Raw genomic sequence first — 16,302 nt, 5'->3', positions numbered from 1 at the left:
GCGCCGGATCAGGTATATTTCTTGTCGCGCTCGAGCAGCTCGATGGAGATGCCTTCGGGGCCGCGGATGAAGCAGATGCGCACGCCGGGCCGGATCGTGGTCGGCTCGCGCGTGAACGTGACGCCCTTGGCCTTGATCTCGGCCGCAACGGCGTCGATGTCCTTCACCGTCAGGCCAAAATGGTCGAGACCCTGATGCGGGTGCGGAGGCGGCGCGTTGACGGCGTTGTCGCCCTCGAGCGGCGCGATGAAGATCCTGGCGCCGCCCAGATTCACGTCGATCCGTCCCGGCGCATGCACGACCTCGCCACCGAGGATGTCCCGCAGCCAGGCCGCCGTGGCCTCCGGATCGGGGCTGCGCAGATGGACGTGATCCCAAGTGACGACTGGCATTTCAATTCTCCCAACGGGCCTTCGGCGATGTTGCAGCGCATGTTAGCGGCGGCGGGCGGTGATCGCCACCGTCCTTGCCGATTCGCAACTGCGCGGGAACCTTAGTTCCTGTTCCGGATTTAAGGTAAGCAGTGGCGGGGTCCGTCGTTGAATGGGCTTTGGCCGCGATCGGTGATGCAACCATGAACGCCAGGCTCGACCGGATCGGATTGAGGCGCTTTGCCGGGACCGGCGAACGAGTGGCGCGGGCCGTGACAATTGCGAGCGTCTCATTTGGCCGCAGCCTTCTGTGGCTGATCGCGGCCATCATTGTCGGCTGCGGCGTCTGGATGCTGCTGCCTCTGTCCAAGGGAAACAGTGCTGAGCCGGTGAAGGCGGAGCTGGCGGCCGTCGAGGCGGCTCCTTCGGCCGATGCGGCCGCAGCGTTGTCGCCGGTCTCGGAAGCCCAGGCACCGGCGATGGCAGACCTCGGTCGTCTCAGGATTTCATCGCAGACCTGGCGCCGCGGCGGCCTTGGCTCGAGAGCCCTGGTGACGTTCACGCTGCGAAACGACAATGACTATGCCGTAAAGGATGTCGAGATCGTCTGCGCGTTTGCGCGGCGCGACGGCAGTCATCTCACCAACCGCAGCCGCGTGCTGGCGGATCCGGTCAGCATGAAGAGCCGCAAGACCTTTGCGCATATCCCCGTGGGCTTCATCAACGTGAATGCCGATCAGGCGAAATGCTCGCTGGTTGCAGCACGCCGTGCTTAACGGCGGAATGTTCCGGTAGCGGAAAAGTTACCCTCATTGGTCCTTGGCGAAAAAACCTCGCATCGCCATTTGAACCGAAGGGCCGGGCCAGGAACCAAATAAGAGATCGCCTGTTGAGGCGGAGAGCCCACGCGGGGATGCGGGGGGCGGAGCGCGGCCAATGCCCATCTTTCGATATTTCACCTTTGTCGGTGGAGCTTTGCTTGCACTGTTGTTCGCGGTGAATTTCGCTTTCCCGGCGGCGCCCGTGGCGCAAGCCGTTGCGACCGTAAGCAACGATCAGCCCCTGATCCGAATCCGGTCCGATCGGCACCTGCCTGAGCGCGTCGTGCTCGACACCAGCCAGCCGACGATTGCCGCGCCGGCTGTGAAGACCGCCGCGGTTGTGGCTCCCCAGCCGCCCGTGCAGGAGGCCCAGTCGGCGGCCTTGGCCGAGCAGTCAGCCAAGGCGCGGGTGCGCGAGACCTTCGCCCAGTTCACGCCGCCGCTGAAGACTGATACCGCCGTCAAGGCTCCGGTTCAGCCCAAGCGCAAGGTCGCCAGGACGCATCCGGCGCCGCAGCAGGGACGGCCGATGATGCTGGTCGCTCAGCAGCCGCATTTCGGGCTCTTCAACACCACTTGGTGAGAGCGCCTTCGATCCGTCTCGAAACGAGGCGGGGAGGGCTTTTTATTGGTCGGCCTCTCTGCTAATTCGAACCCATCCGAACCGCCGTCCGGTGTGCTGGCTCGTCAGCTGCCGGTCTGGCAAGTCTCGGTTTTTGGCCCCGTGTCCGGGCCAGGGCGCTCGTAGCTCAGCTGGATAGAGCATCGGATTTCGATTCCGAGGGTCGGAGGTTCGAATCCTTCCGAGCGCGCCAATCATCTCGTTGGCGTTCCAGATATGTTCCAGAACGGCGCTGATGCCGCGCAGCCTCGCGAGGGCTTGCCGCGTCGGTCAGAATGACGAGACGCCGCCTTGCCGTCCGCGGGCCAGCGTGTCGGAGGGCGCCTCGTGGAACGTCGCGCGGTAAGCCGCGGCAAACTCGCCCATGTGATGGAAGCCCTGCGCGCGCGCACATATGGCGACGGTGGCGCCGCCGCCCTTGAGCAGGCGGGCGCGGGTCGCCCACAGCCGCTTGAGGCGAATGTACTGGTGCAGGCTCATGCCACGCACCTTGCTGACTGCGCCGCCGAGGGTGCGGATCGAGACGCCGAACTCGCCGGCGAGATCGGCGGTATAGATCGGTACGGTCGGATGGGCTGCGAGGTAATCGTCGATCCGCTCTACAAGCTTGATCGAACGCTCGCCCTGGACCGAGGCGCTCCGATCCGACATCGAATCGATCTGAAACAGATCGTCGAGTGCGAGCAGCAGGCCCTCCTGCAGATGGGCCGCCGCCTCGGTGGTCTCGAACAGGAGCGGCTGCATTGAGGCGGTTCGCAGGATGTCGAGCAGGAGCTGCCGCGTGTGCAGCAGGGCGGGCCGGTTCGCGACATGAGCCCGCAAATCGTCGGCCTGATCGAACCAGCCCCGGTCTCTCAGCTCGGGGGAGAAGATAATCATTGCATGATGATTGGTCTGAGGCTCGACGAAGTGGCATTCATCGTTGCCGCGGAGCGTCACGAAGAAGCGCGCGTCGAGATCCAAGCCCTTGAAGTTGACCTGGAGGTCGTCGGTCATGGACAGGATCACCATTCCGCCCGGCATCCGATAGGCGGTGTCGAGGATGCGCGCGAACGATCTCATCATGATGATGCGGCACGCCGGCAGGGAGACGGCGGCGCGGGCCGCGGCGAAGTTCGGAATGTCGAGCGGAATGCTTCTGGCGTCCTCCATCGTCTCGATCGGCCGAAACGCATCGACGTCGGCAAAGCCGATCAGTTGAAGGGCGGAGGACGGAGCGAGGGCGTCGAACAACATGGGTCTGGCCGGCTGCTGAAATGTGACAATCAAATGAACGTCGATACACCGTCATCAATGGCGAAACATCGCGTTTCAGTAAACCGAATTTCAGGCCGTAGTATTGCGGACGTCATGCCATGACCTCCGTCGGATCAATGCCATCGTCAACGTTCCCGGCTCATCGGCTGGCCGGAGGCGAGGTCGATGAAATGCAGCCGTGTGCAGGCGGGACATGCGAAGGATGCAAAGCTCCGTCTCTCCTGCCTCAGCTGCTTCTCAAGATCCGTCTGTACGTTCATGCCCGTCTGGGGGCATCGGAAAACGATCAAGTCCGCCATCGCCGTAGAATGACGGTGCGGGCCGATTTCATCTTTGATCTGGATCAGTTTCGGAATCGCTCCAAGCCGGCGATGACGGCGCAAGGAATGATCTCGCAAAAGCGAAGGGGCCCCGAGGGCCCCTCCAGATGTCACCAGCGGCGATAGCGTGGGCCATAATAGCGTGGACCGTAACCGTAATAGCGCGGCCCATAATACCGGGGGCCGTAATACGGCCGGGGCCCGTAATACCCATAGTAGTTCGGACGCCAAAAGCAGCGCCCCCAGGCGTCGCAGACCATGCGGACCTGCTCGATGCCGGAGGCCTGCGGCGTTGCAGGCGCGGGCGCGATGGGCATGGCAGACGCCGCCGGCGATGCCGCCAAAGCACCGAACATGGCGCCGAACAGGGCTGCGGCGACGAGGCCGATCTTGAGATTCATGATGTCTTCCTCCGCTGACGCGATCCAGGATATCGAAGTTGTTCTGATCAAATTGTGGCGGAACCGAAATGTAATGCTGATGAACAAATCTTCAGCCGGTCCGCCGCAGGCTGACCTCGACCCCGCCAGACTATCCCAGGTTCGCGCGAGTGACCAATGCTGCGGCCCGCGCTGCGATGGCCCCGCAGGACATCGATGCGGCTCTTGATCCTGCGCAATTCGCCGTCGGGGCTTCGTTCGTAGTCTTGTCGCGTGGCCAGCCTTCGACGAATTCGAAGGGCGGGCTCACAGGTTGCTTGGAGCTGTGCAATGGACAAGATGAGATTAGACAAGGGTGGTTGGCTGGTCGTGTGCGATGGGCGCAAGGCGCTCATTCTGGAAAACCTCGGCGACGAGATGTTTCCGAACCTTCACACCAGGGAGGTGCACGAGCAGCCCAATCCCCTGACCAGCGCGCAAGGGAGCGACGCGCCGGGCCGCCTGCATGCCGCTGCCGGCGGCGTGCGCAGCTCGGCCGAGCAGACCGATTGGCACGATGAGGCCGAGCGCGCCTTCCTGCGCAGCCTTGCCGGCCGGCTCGATGCGGCTGTCAGCTCTGGCGAGACCACGGCCCTGACCATGGTAGCCTCACCGCGCGCGCTCGGGATGATCCGCGCCGATTATTCGGACATTATGCGCAAGGCGCTGCGGGCCGAGGTCGGCAAGGACCTCGTCAAGCTGCCGGTCTACGAGATCGAGAGGCAATTGCTGCTGTCGGGCGCCGCCAAATAGAGGCGCCCGCAGAGGCCGCGCCAGCGCCCCTCAGTAGCAGGGGTGCCGGCGGCGGTCCTGGCCGACATAGGCGGCCGCGCTCTGGTAGCAATGGTTGGTCGACGGGCCGTCGTAAAAGGCGAAAGTGCCGGGGGTGATGCCGGGGCCGTAATTGTGCAGATAGCTGATCGGGTAGGGCAGCGGATTGGCGTAATGGCGGTAGTGCCGGTGATGACCCCGCGCCTCCGCGAGGCCAGGGGCTAGGATTGCGGCCGACAGGGCAGCAACCGCGGCTACAAGCGTCAACTTGCTCATCTCGATTCTCCGGAACCCGCGCGAAGTGGTCGGCCATCTATAGCCACTTCGGACCTCCAGGGCACCCGTCCGGCGCCCGGAAATCGGGGCTGATCCCTCAGATTCCCGGGTGGGTGTGACAGAATTGCCGGACATGCGGCCGAAGGCTGCCCATTTTTGGCCTTTTCGGGATGCTTAACGAATTCCCCACACAAGTATGACCAAAGACTATTCGGTTAAGAATCCTGTTGCCGGCCTAGGGGCTCATTTCGCGGGTCCTGCGAGGCCGGTCCATTCCTGAAGGCTTTCGCCGTCACGCCGCCATGCGCATCACGCTTCTGAGCCTGCTGTTGCTCTCCATCGCCGCCGCCACGCCGGCGCGGGCAGAGCTGCATATCACCCGCGACCACGGCGGCTATGTCGAGGAATACAAGACCAAGTACAAGCGCGTCCGCGAGAAGGGCGAGCGCGTCATCATCGACGGCATCTGCAACTCGGCCTGCACGCTGGTGCTCGGCATCGTGCCGATGAACAAGATCTGCGTGACGCCGCGGGCAAGCCTCGGTTTCCACCAGGCCTATTACGACAAGGCCTTCACCTTCGGCATCAAGGTCACCAGCTCCGAGGGCACGTCCGACCTGATGTCTTACTACCCCGACAAGGTGAAGGACTGGATCCGCCGCAATGGCGGGCTCACCACCGACATGAAAAAGATCAAGAACGGCGTCGAGCTCTGGAAGATCATCGACCCCTGTCCGGAAGAATGGTGAGCGGCTGAGCTGAGCCGCAATCGTCCGTCGCAGCGCAGCATCGTCCGCACGAAATTCGCATTGCCGCATAGCCCCCGCTGGGGCAATGAGGGCGGCAATGAATCATAATCAAGAAGCCCTGACCGCCCGCGCCGCGCCGATCCTGTTCGTCCTGCTCTGGAGCACCGGATTCATCGGCACCAAATACGTCGTCAACAATGCCGATCCCTTGACCTATCTCGCCATCCGCATGGCGATCGTGGTCGGCCTGATGGCGATGATCGTGGCGATCGCGCGGCCGAAATGGCCTGATCGCACCGGCATCGCGCATAGCGCAGTCGCCGGCATTCTCGTCCACGGTTTCTATCTCGGCGGCACCGCGATCGCGATCGCGCATTCGATCCCCGCCGGGCTCTCCGCGCTGATTCCGGGCCTGCAGCCGATCCTGACCTCGACCATCGCCAACCGCTGGCTCGGCGAGAAGGTGACGCCGGTGCAATGGGCCGGGCTCGTGCTCGGCCTCGGCGGCGTGGTGCTGATCCTGCACAACCGTCCCATGACCGGTGAAGCCGGGCTTGGCTGGCTTGCCTCGGTCGTCTCCCTGATCAGCATCACCCTCGGCACGCTCTACCAGCGCCGCTACTGCAACCAGATCGACTGGCGCGCCGGCAATCTCGTGCAATATGTGTCCGTCACCATCTTCTTCGCGATCGGGGCCTTCCTGTTCGAAGACCGCGTGGTGCACTGGACGCGGGAGTTCGTGCTCGCGCTCGGCTGGCTCGCGGTGGCGCTCTCGATCGGATCGATCGGGCTGTTGTACTGGCTGATCCGCCACGCCGCGGCGACCTCGGTCGCGAGCCTGTTCTATCTGGTGCCCGCCGTGACCGCGCTGATGGCCTATCTGCTGTTCGGCGAGAAGCTCGACGCGCTGGCGATTGCCGGCATGGGGATGTGCGCGGCCGCCGTGTTCGTCGTCAACCGGCGCTTCTAGGCGGATGGAGCGGGCGTCGGGATACATCCCTGACGTGCGCGGCAGGTTCATGTTAGGCTGAACGCATTTCAGCTTCACATTACACGGTGATTTTCATGAAGAAGGCGAGGCGCGCGCTGCTCGGCAGATCGTTGATGCCGGTCCGGATTGCCTGCATCAACTACGCGGAGGAGATGATGAGCGACCGGATGATGGCCAAGCTCACAGCCGCGCTCCAGAAATGCTACGACCAGCATTTCCTCCCCGTCTGGGGCTACCCCATCGATCTCGACGTCACCCACAAGCCGAAGCCGACGGACTGGCAGCTCGTCTATTTTGACGACGCCACCCACAAGAACTTCCTCGGACGGCACGAGCTGACGCATCGGGGGCAGCCGATCTCGAAGATCTTCGTCAAGGCGCTGGGCGACGAGCCCGTCAGCCTGGCGGCATCGCACGAGCTGTTCGAGATGGTGCTGGATCCCATGGCCAATCTGTGGGCCGACAAGACCCGTCACACCCAATATGCCTATGAGGTCTGCGACGCCGTGGAGGAGGACTCTTTTCTCGTCAACGGCTTCCCGATGTCGAACTTCGTCTATCCGTCCTGGTTCGAGCCCTTCGAGCATCCCCGTGGCACCAAATTCGACCATATGGGATCGCTCAAGGCGCCATTCTCGATGACCGAGGGTGGCTACGTCATCAAGAAGGTCAATGGCAGGCGGCTGATCAAGCAGTTCGGCTCACCGGAAAAGCGGCGGCGCTTCAAGGCCGAGGACCGCCGCGGTCATCGCAGCGAATTCCGTGATCCGAAGGGAGAGCATCACCCGGGCCGGCGCGCATCCAGGCCGCGGGGGTAGGGTATCCCGGGCTTGTCTCCGGGCGCGCACGCACCCGGAGACCTGCTCGAGCGCCCCGATCAGCGCTTGGCCTTCCGAGCCTTCTTTTTCGACTTGGTGGCTTTCTTGGCCGTTGTCTTGGCGGTCTTCTTCGCGGCCTTCTTTGCAGTTTTCTTGGCCGCCTTCTTCGACGACTTCTTTGCAGCCTTCTTCGAACTCTTCTTCGAGGCTTTCTTGGCCTTCTTCTTGGAGGCCTTCTTCGGCGCTACTTTCTTCGCGACCTTCTTGGCGGCTTTCCTGACCTTCTTGACGGCGGTGACCGCCGCGTCCTTGGTCGCTTCCACGGCTGTGGTGATCGTCTCCATCGCCTGTTCGGTGATCGGCTTGTCGTCGTCCATTGCGTCCCCCGCGGTTTGATTGGAGTGATGACGATAGCGGGTTTCGAAATTGTGTCAAAGCAGCGCTCAACCTTTGCGGATCTTTGCGTAGGCGGCGAGCGCACGCTCGCGTCCCTTGGCATGATCGACGAGCGGCTGCGGATAGGTCTTGCCGAGCGTGATGCCCGCGCTCGCAAGCTCGATTGGCGTCGCCTGCCAGGGCCGGTGGATCAGCTTGGTCGGCATGTCCTTCAACTCCGGCACCCAGCGCCGAACGTAGGTTCCATCCGGATCGAACTTCTCGCCCTGGAGCTGCGGATTGAACACGCGGAAATAGGGCGCCGCGTCGGCGCCGCAGCCGGCGACCCATTGCCAGTTGGCGGGATTGCTGCCGGCATCCGCGTCGACCAGCGTGTCCCAGAACCAGGCTTCGCCCTCGCGCCAGTCGATCAAGAGGTGCTTGACCAGGAACGACGCCACCACCATCCGGACCCGGTTGTGCATCACCCCGGTGTGCCAGAGCTCGCGCAGACCGGCATCGACGATCGGATAGCCGGTGCGGCCGCGCCGCCAGGCGGCGAGCGCCTTGGGATCGCGTTTCCAGGGGAAGCCGTCGAAGTTCGTCTGCAGGTTTTCGCTCGCGAGGTCCGGATGATCGTGGAGCAGGTGACGGCAGAATTCGCGCCAGCCGAGCTCGCTCAGGAATTTGTCGATGCCCGGCCCGAGCGCCGGATCTTCATCCGCGGCGAAGCGCGCCGCGTGCCAGACCTGGCGCGGGCTGAGTTCGCCGAAGCGCAGATGCGGTGACAGGCTTGAGGTGCCGTCCCGATCCGGCCGGTCGCGATCGCCGACATAGCGGCGCGCGGTGTGCTTGAGGAAGTCGCGCAGGCGTGCCCGCGCGGAGGCTTCGCCCGGGGTCCATGTCTCGCGCAGGCCGCCCGCCCAATCCGGGCTGGTCGGCTCGAGCTGCCAGCTTTCAAGCCGATCGCTGGCGATCTTTGGACCAGGGCGCAGCTGCTTCGGCGCAGGCAAGGGCTTGGGTGGATCGCCGAGCGACAGCACGCGCCGCCAGAACGGCGTGAACACGCGCAAGCCCCGGCCCTCCTTGTTGCGGATCGCCGAGGGTGGGACGAGGAGATCGCCGGGGAAGCTTTGCGAGTCGATGCCAAGCTTTGCCAGTGCGGCTTCGAGCTGCCGCTCAACCGCCTGATGCGGCGCCTGCGCAATTCCATTCCAGTAGACGGCGCGGGCACCGCTTTCGCGGGCCAATTCTGCGACGACCTTGGCCGCCGGTCCCCTGCGCAGGATCAGCGATCCGCCGCGCGTGGCAATCTCGGCGCCAAGCGCCCGCAACGACTGCGCCAGCCACCAGCGTGCTGCGCTGCCCGGCGGGCGCCCGACAGCGTCGTCGAGCACATAGAGGCAGACCACCGGCGCACCGGTTGTCGCGGCAGCATGGAGGGCGGGATGGTCGGACAGACGAAGGTCATCGCGAAACCAGACGATGACAGGCGCGCTCGGCGTGGTCAGGGGCGTCCTCGTTTACGATTTGGAAACCATGCCGCGCGCGGCGGTGTGAACTGTCGTTAATGCGGCCGTAAGCCGACTGCACCATTATGCAGGAATTACGGGGGTTGTTCCATTCATGTCCAAGATTCTGAAGTTCTTGCCGCAGTTCAAGCTCGGCACGAAGGCCGTTCTATGTGCCGTGCTGCTGATCGGCGTGAACACCGCGCTCGTGGTCGGCGTCGGCTATTGGTCGCTGACATCCGCCTTCAACGATCGCGCGTTGCGCGACATCGAGGTCAACCTCCGTACGCTGGCGCTGGCCTTTACCGAGACCGTTCCGGCCGCCAAGATTACGATGAAGGATGGCACGGTGGCGCGCGCCGAGATCCCCAAGATGCCCGAGTTCAAGGACCACGCCATCGTCGATCGCGCGGTGTCCTATGTCGGCGGCAATGCGACCCTGTTCGTGTTCGACGATGCGAGCGGGCAGTTCGTGCGACGTTCCACCAATGTGAAAAAGGAAAACGGCGACCGGGCCGTCGGCACCCAGCTTGCCGCCGATCATCCGGGGCAGGCGCCGCTGCGCCGTGGCGAGGCCTATAAGGGGCCGGCCACGCTGTTCGGCAAATCGTTCATGACCGCCTATTTCCCGATCGCGGACGCGGCCGGCAAGGTCGTCGGCATTCTCTACGTCGGCATCCCCATGATCCAGTACGAGAGCATGCTGGCCCAGGCGATCGAGAGCATGGCAGCGGCCGCGGGCCTCGCCGCGCTTCTGGTGCTGGTCCTGACCCTGCTGGTCGTCCGCCGCATCACCCGGCCGCTCACCTCGGTCACGCACTCGCTCACCGCGCTTGCCAACGGCCAGAGCGACGTTGCGATCGAATGCGAGGATCGCGCCGACGAGATCGGCGAGATCGCCCGCACCGTCGCAGTGTTCAGGAGCAATTCGCTGGAGCGGGCGCGCATGCGCAGCGAGCAGGCGGCCGCCACGGCTGCGGCGGCCGAGCAGCGCAAATCAGACCTGCGCAGCTTCGTCGAGGAGTTCCGCGGCAGCGTCGGCGGCATCCTCGACAAGGTGCTGGCGTCGTCAGGCGAGTTCGAGCGCGCCGCGCGGCAGCTGACCGATGTCGCGCGCTCCACGGCCGACCTGTCGGCGCAGTCGGCAGGCGCGTCCGAAAACGCCTCCGAGCACGTGCGTTCGGCGGCGTCGGCCTCGGACGAGCTGTCTCAATCGATCTCCGAGATCACCCGCCGCGTGCAGGAGTCCAACCAGATTTCCGCCGAGGCGGTGCAGCAGGCCGAGGCGACCGATCAGCGCATCGCGCAGCTCTCCGAGGCGGGCGCCCGCATCGGCGATGTCGTCAAGCTGATCACCTCGATCGCCGAGCAGACCAATTTGTTGGCGCTGAACGCCACCATCGAGGCCGCGCGCGCGGGCGATGCCGGTCGCGGCTTCGCGGTGGTGGCCCAGGAGGTCAAGACGCTGGCCGGCCAGACCGCCAAGGCGACCGACGAAATCTCGAACCAGATCGCCAGCATGCAGCTTGCGACCGAGGAATCGGTCGCCGCCATCAAGGCGATCGGCCAGACCATCGAGCGCATCAGCGGCATCGCCGGCTCGATCTCGGCGGCGGTCGAGCAGCAGAAAAGCGCGACCCACAACATCGTGGCAAGCGTTCGCGCCGCGGTCTCGGGCACGGCCGATGTCGCCGTCAATGTCCGCCACGCCGCCAAGGGCGCCAGCGAGACCGGCGAGACCTCGAGCCGGATGTTCGCCTCGGCCCAGGCGCTGTCCGGCGAGAGCCTGCATCTGAAGGCCGAGGTCGACGGTTTTCTGGACCGCGTGCGGGCGGCCTGACGCTGGCTGCACCGTCATCCCGGGATGGTCCGAAGGACCAGACCCGGGATCTCGAGATCCTCAGGTGCGCAAGTGCGCACCATAGTTCGGTGCTTCGCACCGCCCCGGAATGACAGTTCGTTGTTACTTCGGCTGCGGCACGATGCGGATGTAGGGCTTCGGCTCCTTCCAGCCCTGCGGGTAGATCGTCTTGGCCTCGTCATTGGAGACCGAGCCTGCGATGATCACGTCCTCGCCCTGGTTCCAGTCGGCCGGCGTCGCGACGCGATGCTTGGCGGTAAGCTGCAGCGAGTCGATCACGCGCAGGATCTCCTGGAAGTTCCGGCCCGTCGTCATCGGATAGACCAGCACCAGCTTGATCTTCTTGTCCGGCCCGACGATGAAGACGTTGCGGACGGTCTGGTTGTCGGCGGCGGTGCGGGTGAGGGGATCGCCTGAGATCGCGGCCGGCAGCATGCCGTAGAGCTTCGAGACGTTGTAATCGGTGTCGCCGATCATCGGATAGTTCGGGGCCGCGCCTTGCGTCTCCTTGATGTCTTCCGACCATTTGGCATGGCGGTCGACCGGATCGACCGAGAGGCCCATCAGCTTGACGCCGCGCTTGTCGAATTCCGGCTTCAGCTTGGCGAGCGCGCCGAGCTCGGTCGTGCAAACCGGCGTGAAGTCCTTGGGGTGCGAGAACAAGAGCGCCCAGTTGTTGCCGATCCAGTCGTGGAACTTGATCTTCCCTTCGGTGGTCTCGGCTTCGAAGTCGGGTGCGGTGGTGCCGATCGGGAGTGTCATGGTTCTACCTCATCACATTGAATATACTGGAGAATTTGTCTGTGGCCGTTCCCCTCATTATAGGGGTCTTACAACGCCAAGTGAACGCCAACTGAACCGGTTAAAGTAAAATGTGAATTCCTTCCTTGAAGGGCCGATTTTCTAGCAACTTATTGTTACACCCGCACCTGCGGCGAAACAGCTCCACCCGGGGTCACACGGTCTCGCTCGCCCCGATAATGCCTTTTATGACTTCCATCACGCCCGCCCGGCGCGTCTAGAACCAAAACGGTCCTGACAGCGACCAATTGGCAACCATCTAGAAAAGTCGCGATCCCCGTATCGAATCGTTAACCACCCCTTTACGCCGGCATGAAAATGCTGGCCGATCAGAAGAAATCTGGAAGTGAACTATGTCTGCCGCTGCGCCTAACTCTGCTGAGTCGCCGTCCCTTGAACCGTCCTGCCGCGATACCGCGGCCCATGCACTCTCCATCGTGCGCGACGGCGTGATCACGGGCGAAGGCCCGACCACCAAGGGCCGGGTCCATTTCTCCCGCTCGCTTGATGCCGATGACACCGCCTGGTGCACGCGCATCCTCACCGCCACCGCCGTCAACGACCAGCCGGTCAGCCGCGCTGAGGCCGAGGTCCTGTTCGAGATCAACGAGGCCGCGACTGAACGCACCGATGGCGGCCGCTTCGATGATTTGCTCGCCAAGGCGGTGGCACACTATGCTGCAAGCGCCTCGGGCCTGAAAGTGCCGCCGCGCAGCGTCGCGCTGTCGGCCGATGCCGAGATCGAGAGCTGGGCCCCGTCCTATGCCTCCAAGGTCAACAGCGAGATGCTGGAGTGGATCGCCGGCCAGATGCGCGGTAAGCGCCACAACAACCGCCGCCTGATGGCGATGGTGGCGACCTTCCTCGGCGCCACCGCGCTGCCCCTGGCGGGCCAATTGCCGAACGTTTTCGACATCGGCATGTAAGATTTCGCGCCTCTGACGAGGAGCATTTGAACGGCGGGGTTATTTCCCCGCCGTTTTTTGTTTGCCGCCGTCCGGCTCGAGGCCGAGCGTGCGGCCCGGGAAGCCGGCGGCGTCGAAATAGCGCTGGCTGCCGACGCGCTGGAAGTTCAGCACGGTGGTCAGGCCGCCCTCCGCGGGCTTGGACTTCATCGTGCCGGCATAAGCCTTCGGTACGGTGCCGTTGGGCATGGCTTCCGACATCACGCGGCCGGCCAGCTCTCCTTTCTGTGTCGCGCTTAGGCCCATCAGCCGGGCGGCCGTCATGCCGACGTCGGCATTGCTGACCGGCAGCTCGTCGACGAAGCCGGCTTTGAAGTCCGGGCCGATCGCCGCCATGAAGTTCATGGTGTCGCCGCGGCTGAAGCTGCCATGCATGCCCTGGCCCTGGCGCAGCACGGTGTCGGCGACCTGCACCGAGCAGTTGGTCGGCGCCTCGCCGCAATCGCTGGCATAGGAGCGGAAGTTGACGACGATCGACGGCGTCGGCGTCGCCGCCTTGCCGCGCAGATTGATGCTCGACAGCGGCAGGGTGCCGGGGAAGCGGCCGAGCGAGTCCTCGACGAACAGGCCGGACACGTAGTCCTGCGCGAGCAGCGCCTTGATGGCCTTGGCCGCCAGCTTCTTGTCCTTGTTCGGGAGATAGACGAGGTCCGAGCCGCCATTGGTGGCGACGACGAGGTCGGGCTTTTCCGGATCCTTGCCGAGCACGCCGTTGCCGGCCTTGGGATGCTTGTTGCCCTCGATCTTCGCGTTCTTGTCGTTGGGATCGAACAGCGGCAGGTCGAGCGCCTTGGCGAGGTCGAGCGCTAGGAAGCCCATCGGCAGGAAATCCTTCGGCGTGTCGTCATAGCTGACCTTGGCCGAGGGGCTGGTCTTGCTTTCCTTGGAGATGGTCGAGAAGCCGTGGTCGGCGGAGACAATGATGTTGGTCGAGGCCGTAAGCCCGAGCTCGTCCAGCGCCTTGCGGAGCTGGGCGAGGTTGGTGTCGGCATTCTTGATGCCGGCCATCGACGTCGGGCCGTTGATGCCGGGCATGATCTGGTTGAGGCTGTCGCCGGTATTGTGCTGGCTGCCATCGGGGTCGCGCGACCAGAACACCAGCACGAACGGCTTGTTGCGCGCCTTGAACATCGGCAGCACCACCTTGGTGGCGACGTCGGCGAAATAGGCCTGCTGCGCGACGTTGGCGACGGTCGTGCCGGGCGTCTTGGCATCGCCCGCCTTGGAATTGTCACCGCGCGGCGGCGTGGTGGTGGGCAGGCCGGCCTTGGTCAGAGCTTCCTTTACCTCGTCCGACAGCGCGACCCCGTTCTTGCCGCCGGTGGCGTCGTCGAACACGACCGAATGCAGGCCGGCCTTCTCGGGCTTGTCGGTGTGGTCGAACTGATAGGTCGGGCCGACCTTGCCGATCGCGGCGGTGCTGAGGCCCTTGTCGCGGGCGAGCTTCAGGATGGTCTCCTCGTTGAGGTAGTCGCCCTTAAAATGCTCGTCGATGTCACCGAGCACGGCGTCGTTCTCGATGAAGGGGACCACGGTGTCGCCGGCCGGGACGGACGTGTAGTTGGTCCAGATCGTATTGGAAAACACCCCGGTATCGCCGAGATAGTGACCGGTCGACATCGCCGAGCCGTTGGCCATGGTGAAGGTCGGGAATAGCGAGTGCGGATTCTTGAAATTGACGCCCTTGTCGCGGATTTCGGCCATGGCGGGCGCCGTGTCGGGGTTGACCTTCAGCGCGCGCAGACCGTCCGGAATGAACAGGATCAGATTGCGGGGCGTGTTGTTCTGGGCAGACGCAAATCCGGTGGATAGCACTGTCAGTCCGGCGGACAGCAACACCAGTGAACGGCGCATCGAAATCTCCCTGCGAGGCGGCTCGGCCGCAACCCGCGGCCCCCGGTTCGTTTAGTTTCGCTGCGTGACGGTTTTGTTACAAGGCCTGTCGCCGATGCAAGAGGGGTTGGGGGGAGGGACTTGTCAGTCTCGTGTCCCGGACGCGCTGCAGCGTTCTTACGCTGCTGCGCAGAGCCGGGACCCAGAGGGCCGCGCGGTTCGCAGCCACATGGGCCCCGGCTCTGCAGCGCACCGCCGAAGTGGCGCTGCGCAGCGTCCGGGGCACGAGAGCGGAGTTTGGCGCAGAGCTGCATCAACATCGTCATTGCGAGCGGCTTGTCCGCCGGAGCGCGAAGTCAAGCCATCCACAATCTCTCCCCACTGACAGTATCCATCCCGTCATCCTGAGGTGCGAGGCGTGCGATGCGAGCGCATCGCATGCGGAGCCTCGAAGGATAAACGGCCGAGCTGGTGCAGCCGGGCCGTCGCCCCTTCGAGGCTTGCACTGCGTCGCTGCCGCGTCGCAGTGCGCGCACCTCAGGGTGACGGTGATGGATAGAGCTTGTGGCAGCATTCCTTATTCGCTTTCGACATGCAGACAGCGCGGCGCAGTTTCGCATCCTCGCGGCTGATCTCGCCCGAGCTTTGCTTCATCTCTTCACCCTCATTTGAAAGAGGGCGCAGGGAAGGCCGGGAGCCGGTTGGCTCCATCGACCGCCATGCGAAGAGCAGATTGCGTGTGCTTCATGCATAGCGGATAACAGGGCAACCGGAGCATCCCGGCCTTCCCTGCGCAGTGGCTTTACGGCTTATGTCGTACTCTCCCCGGGGAGCGTTGCACTATTGCCCCCGTCGCCTTGTGGATGACTGATGCGCGTGCCCGGTTGGACCGCCACATCACCGCAAGACTTGGCGCACAGACCCCGGGCGCCAGGACCACACGATTTTGCCGTACGCGGATCCCACCGGTCGTGTGCGCGACGGTCTTGCTCACGGTTGCCCGCCCTGCAAAACCCTCAGCGCCGATGTGACCCACGTCCACCGCCACCCGGCCCGCGTTCGTGACGATCGCGATACGCCCCTCTTCGTTGGGCCGGGATGCAGCGACACATACGCGATTTCCGAATTTCGGTAAAGTGGAATATTTTTGCCACAACGCGTTGACCCAGGGCTCGCGTGTTTTGCCCGTCGGGCAACGCAATGGATTGTGGCCGGGACGTTCAATCCGTCGCGGTCTGCACCCTTGGTGCAGGGGCTTGCGCGGGCTTTGTCGCCGTCGGAGGGCAGTCGACCCTGCCAAGATCGCGGCGTAGCGAGGATGGCGCTGCGTGCAGGGTAAACACGATCGCGATCTGCGTTCGGTTCGAAAGCCGGTATTTGCGCATGATGTTGCCGATATGCGCCCGCACCGTATTCTCTGAGATCTTGAGCTCGTAGGCGATATTCTTGTTCTGCATCCCCCGTGCGATCAACATCATCAGCTCGCGCTCGCGCGGCGTCGGTGTAATCGAGTCCTGCGGATCTCGGCTCATGGCTGGCTG

At 64.0% G+C, this 16,302-nt stretch carries 17 protein-coding genes and 1 tRNA gene; 9 read left to right on the top strand and 9 right to left on the bottom strand.

The features are described 5' to 3' along the window. Window positions 1–8 precede the first annotated feature (8 nt). Complete coding sequence (locus GGD61_RS00610) at window positions 9–392, bottom strand: VOC family protein (RefSeq protein WP_092260152.1); 384 nt, start codon at window positions 390–392, stop codon at window positions 9–11. A gap of 182 nt (window positions 393–574) precedes the next feature. Here GGD61_RS00610 and GGD61_RS00605 point away from each other — a divergent pair, with 182 nt between their 5' ends. From GGD61_RS00605 to GGD61_RS00595, 3 genes are all read left to right on the top strand, one after another. Next, a complete protein-coding gene (locus GGD61_RS00605) occupies window positions 575–1,147 on the top strand; it encodes a hypothetical protein (protein ID WP_177237285.1) in 573 nt (190 codons plus the stop codon). Between the two features lie 160 nt (window positions 1,148–1,307). Then, window positions 1,308–1,775, top strand: a complete 468-nt coding sequence (locus tag GGD61_RS00600; RefSeq protein ID WP_092260148.1) for a hypothetical protein — start codon at window positions 1,308–1,310, stop codon at window positions 1,773–1,775. A gap of 155 nt (window positions 1,776–1,930) precedes the next feature. Then, window positions 1,931–2,007 (top strand) — tRNA-Arg (locus GGD61_RS00595). A 77-nt stretch (window positions 2,008–2,084) separates the two neighbouring features. Here GGD61_RS00595 and GGD61_RS00590 read toward each other — a convergent pair. Further along, a complete protein-coding gene (locus GGD61_RS00590) occupies window positions 2,085–3,050 on the bottom strand; it encodes an AraC family transcriptional regulator (RefSeq protein ID WP_183229863.1) in 966 nt (321 codons plus the stop codon). Window positions 3,051–3,501: 451 nt separating this feature from the next. Continuing rightward, the gene (locus GGD61_RS00585) at window positions 3,502–3,792 is read right to left on the bottom strand and encodes a hypothetical protein (RefSeq protein ID WP_092260146.1); all 291 of its coding nucleotides are present in this window, start codon (window positions 3,790–3,792) and stop codon (window positions 3,502–3,504) included. 309 nt (window positions 3,793–4,101) lie between these two features. On the opposite strand from GGD61_RS00585, the gene GGD61_RS00580 reads away from it, so the two are divergent. Beyond that, window positions 4,102–4,563, top strand: coding sequence for a host attachment protein (locus GGD61_RS00580; RefSeq protein WP_092260144.1), 462 nt, complete (start codon window positions 4,102–4,104; stop codon window positions 4,561–4,563). A 30-nt stretch (window positions 4,564–4,593) separates the two neighbouring features. On the opposite strand, the gene GGD61_RS00575 is transcribed toward GGD61_RS00580, so the two are convergent. Next, on the bottom strand, window positions 4,594–4,857 hold the full coding sequence (locus GGD61_RS00575) for a hypothetical protein (protein ID WP_018322326.1): 264 nt from the start codon (window positions 4,855–4,857) through the stop codon (window positions 4,594–4,596). A 302-nt stretch (window positions 4,858–5,159) separates the two neighbouring features. On the opposite strand from GGD61_RS00575, the gene GGD61_RS00570 reads away from it, so the two are divergent. The 3 genes from GGD61_RS00570 (at window position 5,160) to GGD61_RS00560 (ending at window position 7,415) form a co-directional block, all read left to right on the top strand. Beyond that, the gene (locus tag GGD61_RS00570) at window positions 5,160–5,606 is read left to right on the top strand and encodes a hypothetical protein (RefSeq protein WP_018322327.1); all 447 of its coding nucleotides are present in this window, start codon (window positions 5,160–5,162) and stop codon (window positions 5,604–5,606) included. Window positions 5,607–5,703: 97 nt separating this feature from the next. Beyond that, window positions 5,704–6,576: a DMT family transporter gene (locus GGD61_RS00565; RefSeq protein ID WP_092260142.1), complete on the top strand. Its 873-nt coding sequence runs from the start codon at window positions 5,704–5,706 to the stop codon at window positions 6,574–6,576. 95 nt (window positions 6,577–6,671) lie between these two features. Next, window positions 6,672–7,415: a hypothetical protein gene (locus tag GGD61_RS00560; protein WP_177237283.1), complete on the top strand. Its 744-nt coding sequence runs from the start codon at window positions 6,672–6,674 to the stop codon at window positions 7,413–7,415. Between the two features lie 59 nt (window positions 7,416–7,474). Here GGD61_RS00560 and GGD61_RS00555 read toward each other — a convergent pair whose 3' ends face one another. Then, window positions 7,475–7,792 (bottom strand): histone, encoded by a 318-nt coding sequence (locus GGD61_RS00555; RefSeq protein WP_092260138.1) that lies wholly within the window; start codon window positions 7,790–7,792, stop codon window positions 7,475–7,477. A 66-nt stretch (window positions 7,793–7,858) separates the two neighbouring features. Next, window positions 7,859–9,250 carry a deoxyribodipyrimidine photo-lyase gene (locus GGD61_RS00550; RefSeq protein ID WP_244550739.1) on the bottom strand — a complete coding sequence of 464 codons (1,392 nt, stop codon included), beginning with the start codon at window positions 9,248–9,250 and terminating at the stop codon, window positions 7,859–7,861. A 166-nt stretch (window positions 9,251–9,416) separates the two neighbouring features. Here GGD61_RS00550 and GGD61_RS00545 point away from each other — a divergent pair, with 166 nt between their 5' ends. Next, window positions 9,417–11,141 carry a methyl-accepting chemotaxis protein gene (locus tag GGD61_RS00545; protein ID WP_092260134.1) on the top strand — a complete coding sequence of 575 codons (1,725 nt, stop codon included), beginning with the start codon at window positions 9,417–9,419 and terminating at the stop codon, window positions 11,139–11,141. A 123-nt stretch (window positions 11,142–11,264) separates the two neighbouring features. Here GGD61_RS00545 and GGD61_RS00540 read toward each other — a convergent pair whose 3' ends face one another. Next, entirely contained in the window at window positions 11,265–11,924 is a 660-nt protein-coding gene (locus GGD61_RS00540; RefSeq protein ID WP_092260132.1) for a peroxiredoxin, read from the bottom strand. 392 nt (window positions 11,925–12,316) lie between these two features. On the opposite strand from GGD61_RS00540, the gene GGD61_RS00535 reads away from it, so the two are divergent. Then, window positions 12,317–12,889 carry a hypothetical protein gene (locus GGD61_RS00535; RefSeq protein ID WP_177237282.1) on the top strand — a complete coding sequence of 191 codons (573 nt, stop codon included), beginning with the start codon at window positions 12,317–12,319 and terminating at the stop codon, window positions 12,887–12,889. 39 nt (window positions 12,890–12,928) lie between these two features. Here the strand turns inward: GGD61_RS00535 and GGD61_RS00530 are convergent, their stop codons facing one another. Next, on the bottom strand, window positions 12,929–14,782 hold the full coding sequence (locus GGD61_RS00530) for an alkaline phosphatase family protein (RefSeq protein ID WP_092260130.1): 1,854 nt from the start codon (window positions 14,780–14,782) through the stop codon (window positions 12,929–12,931). 1,199 nt (window positions 14,783–15,981) lie between these two features. Then, a complete protein-coding gene (locus GGD61_RS00525; RefSeq protein ID WP_092260126.1) occupies window positions 15,982–16,293 on the bottom strand; it encodes a response regulator transcription factor in 312 nt (103 codons plus the stop codon). Between the last annotated feature and the right edge of the window lie 9 nt (window positions 16,294–16,302).

The sequence above is a fragment of the Bradyrhizobium sp. SBR1B genome (assembly GCF_014198205.1).
Taxonomy (GTDB): Bacteria; Pseudomonadota; Alphaproteobacteria; order Rhizobiales; family Xanthobacteraceae; genus Bradyrhizobium.
This window is presented reverse-complemented; position numbering and strand designations above follow the sequence as displayed.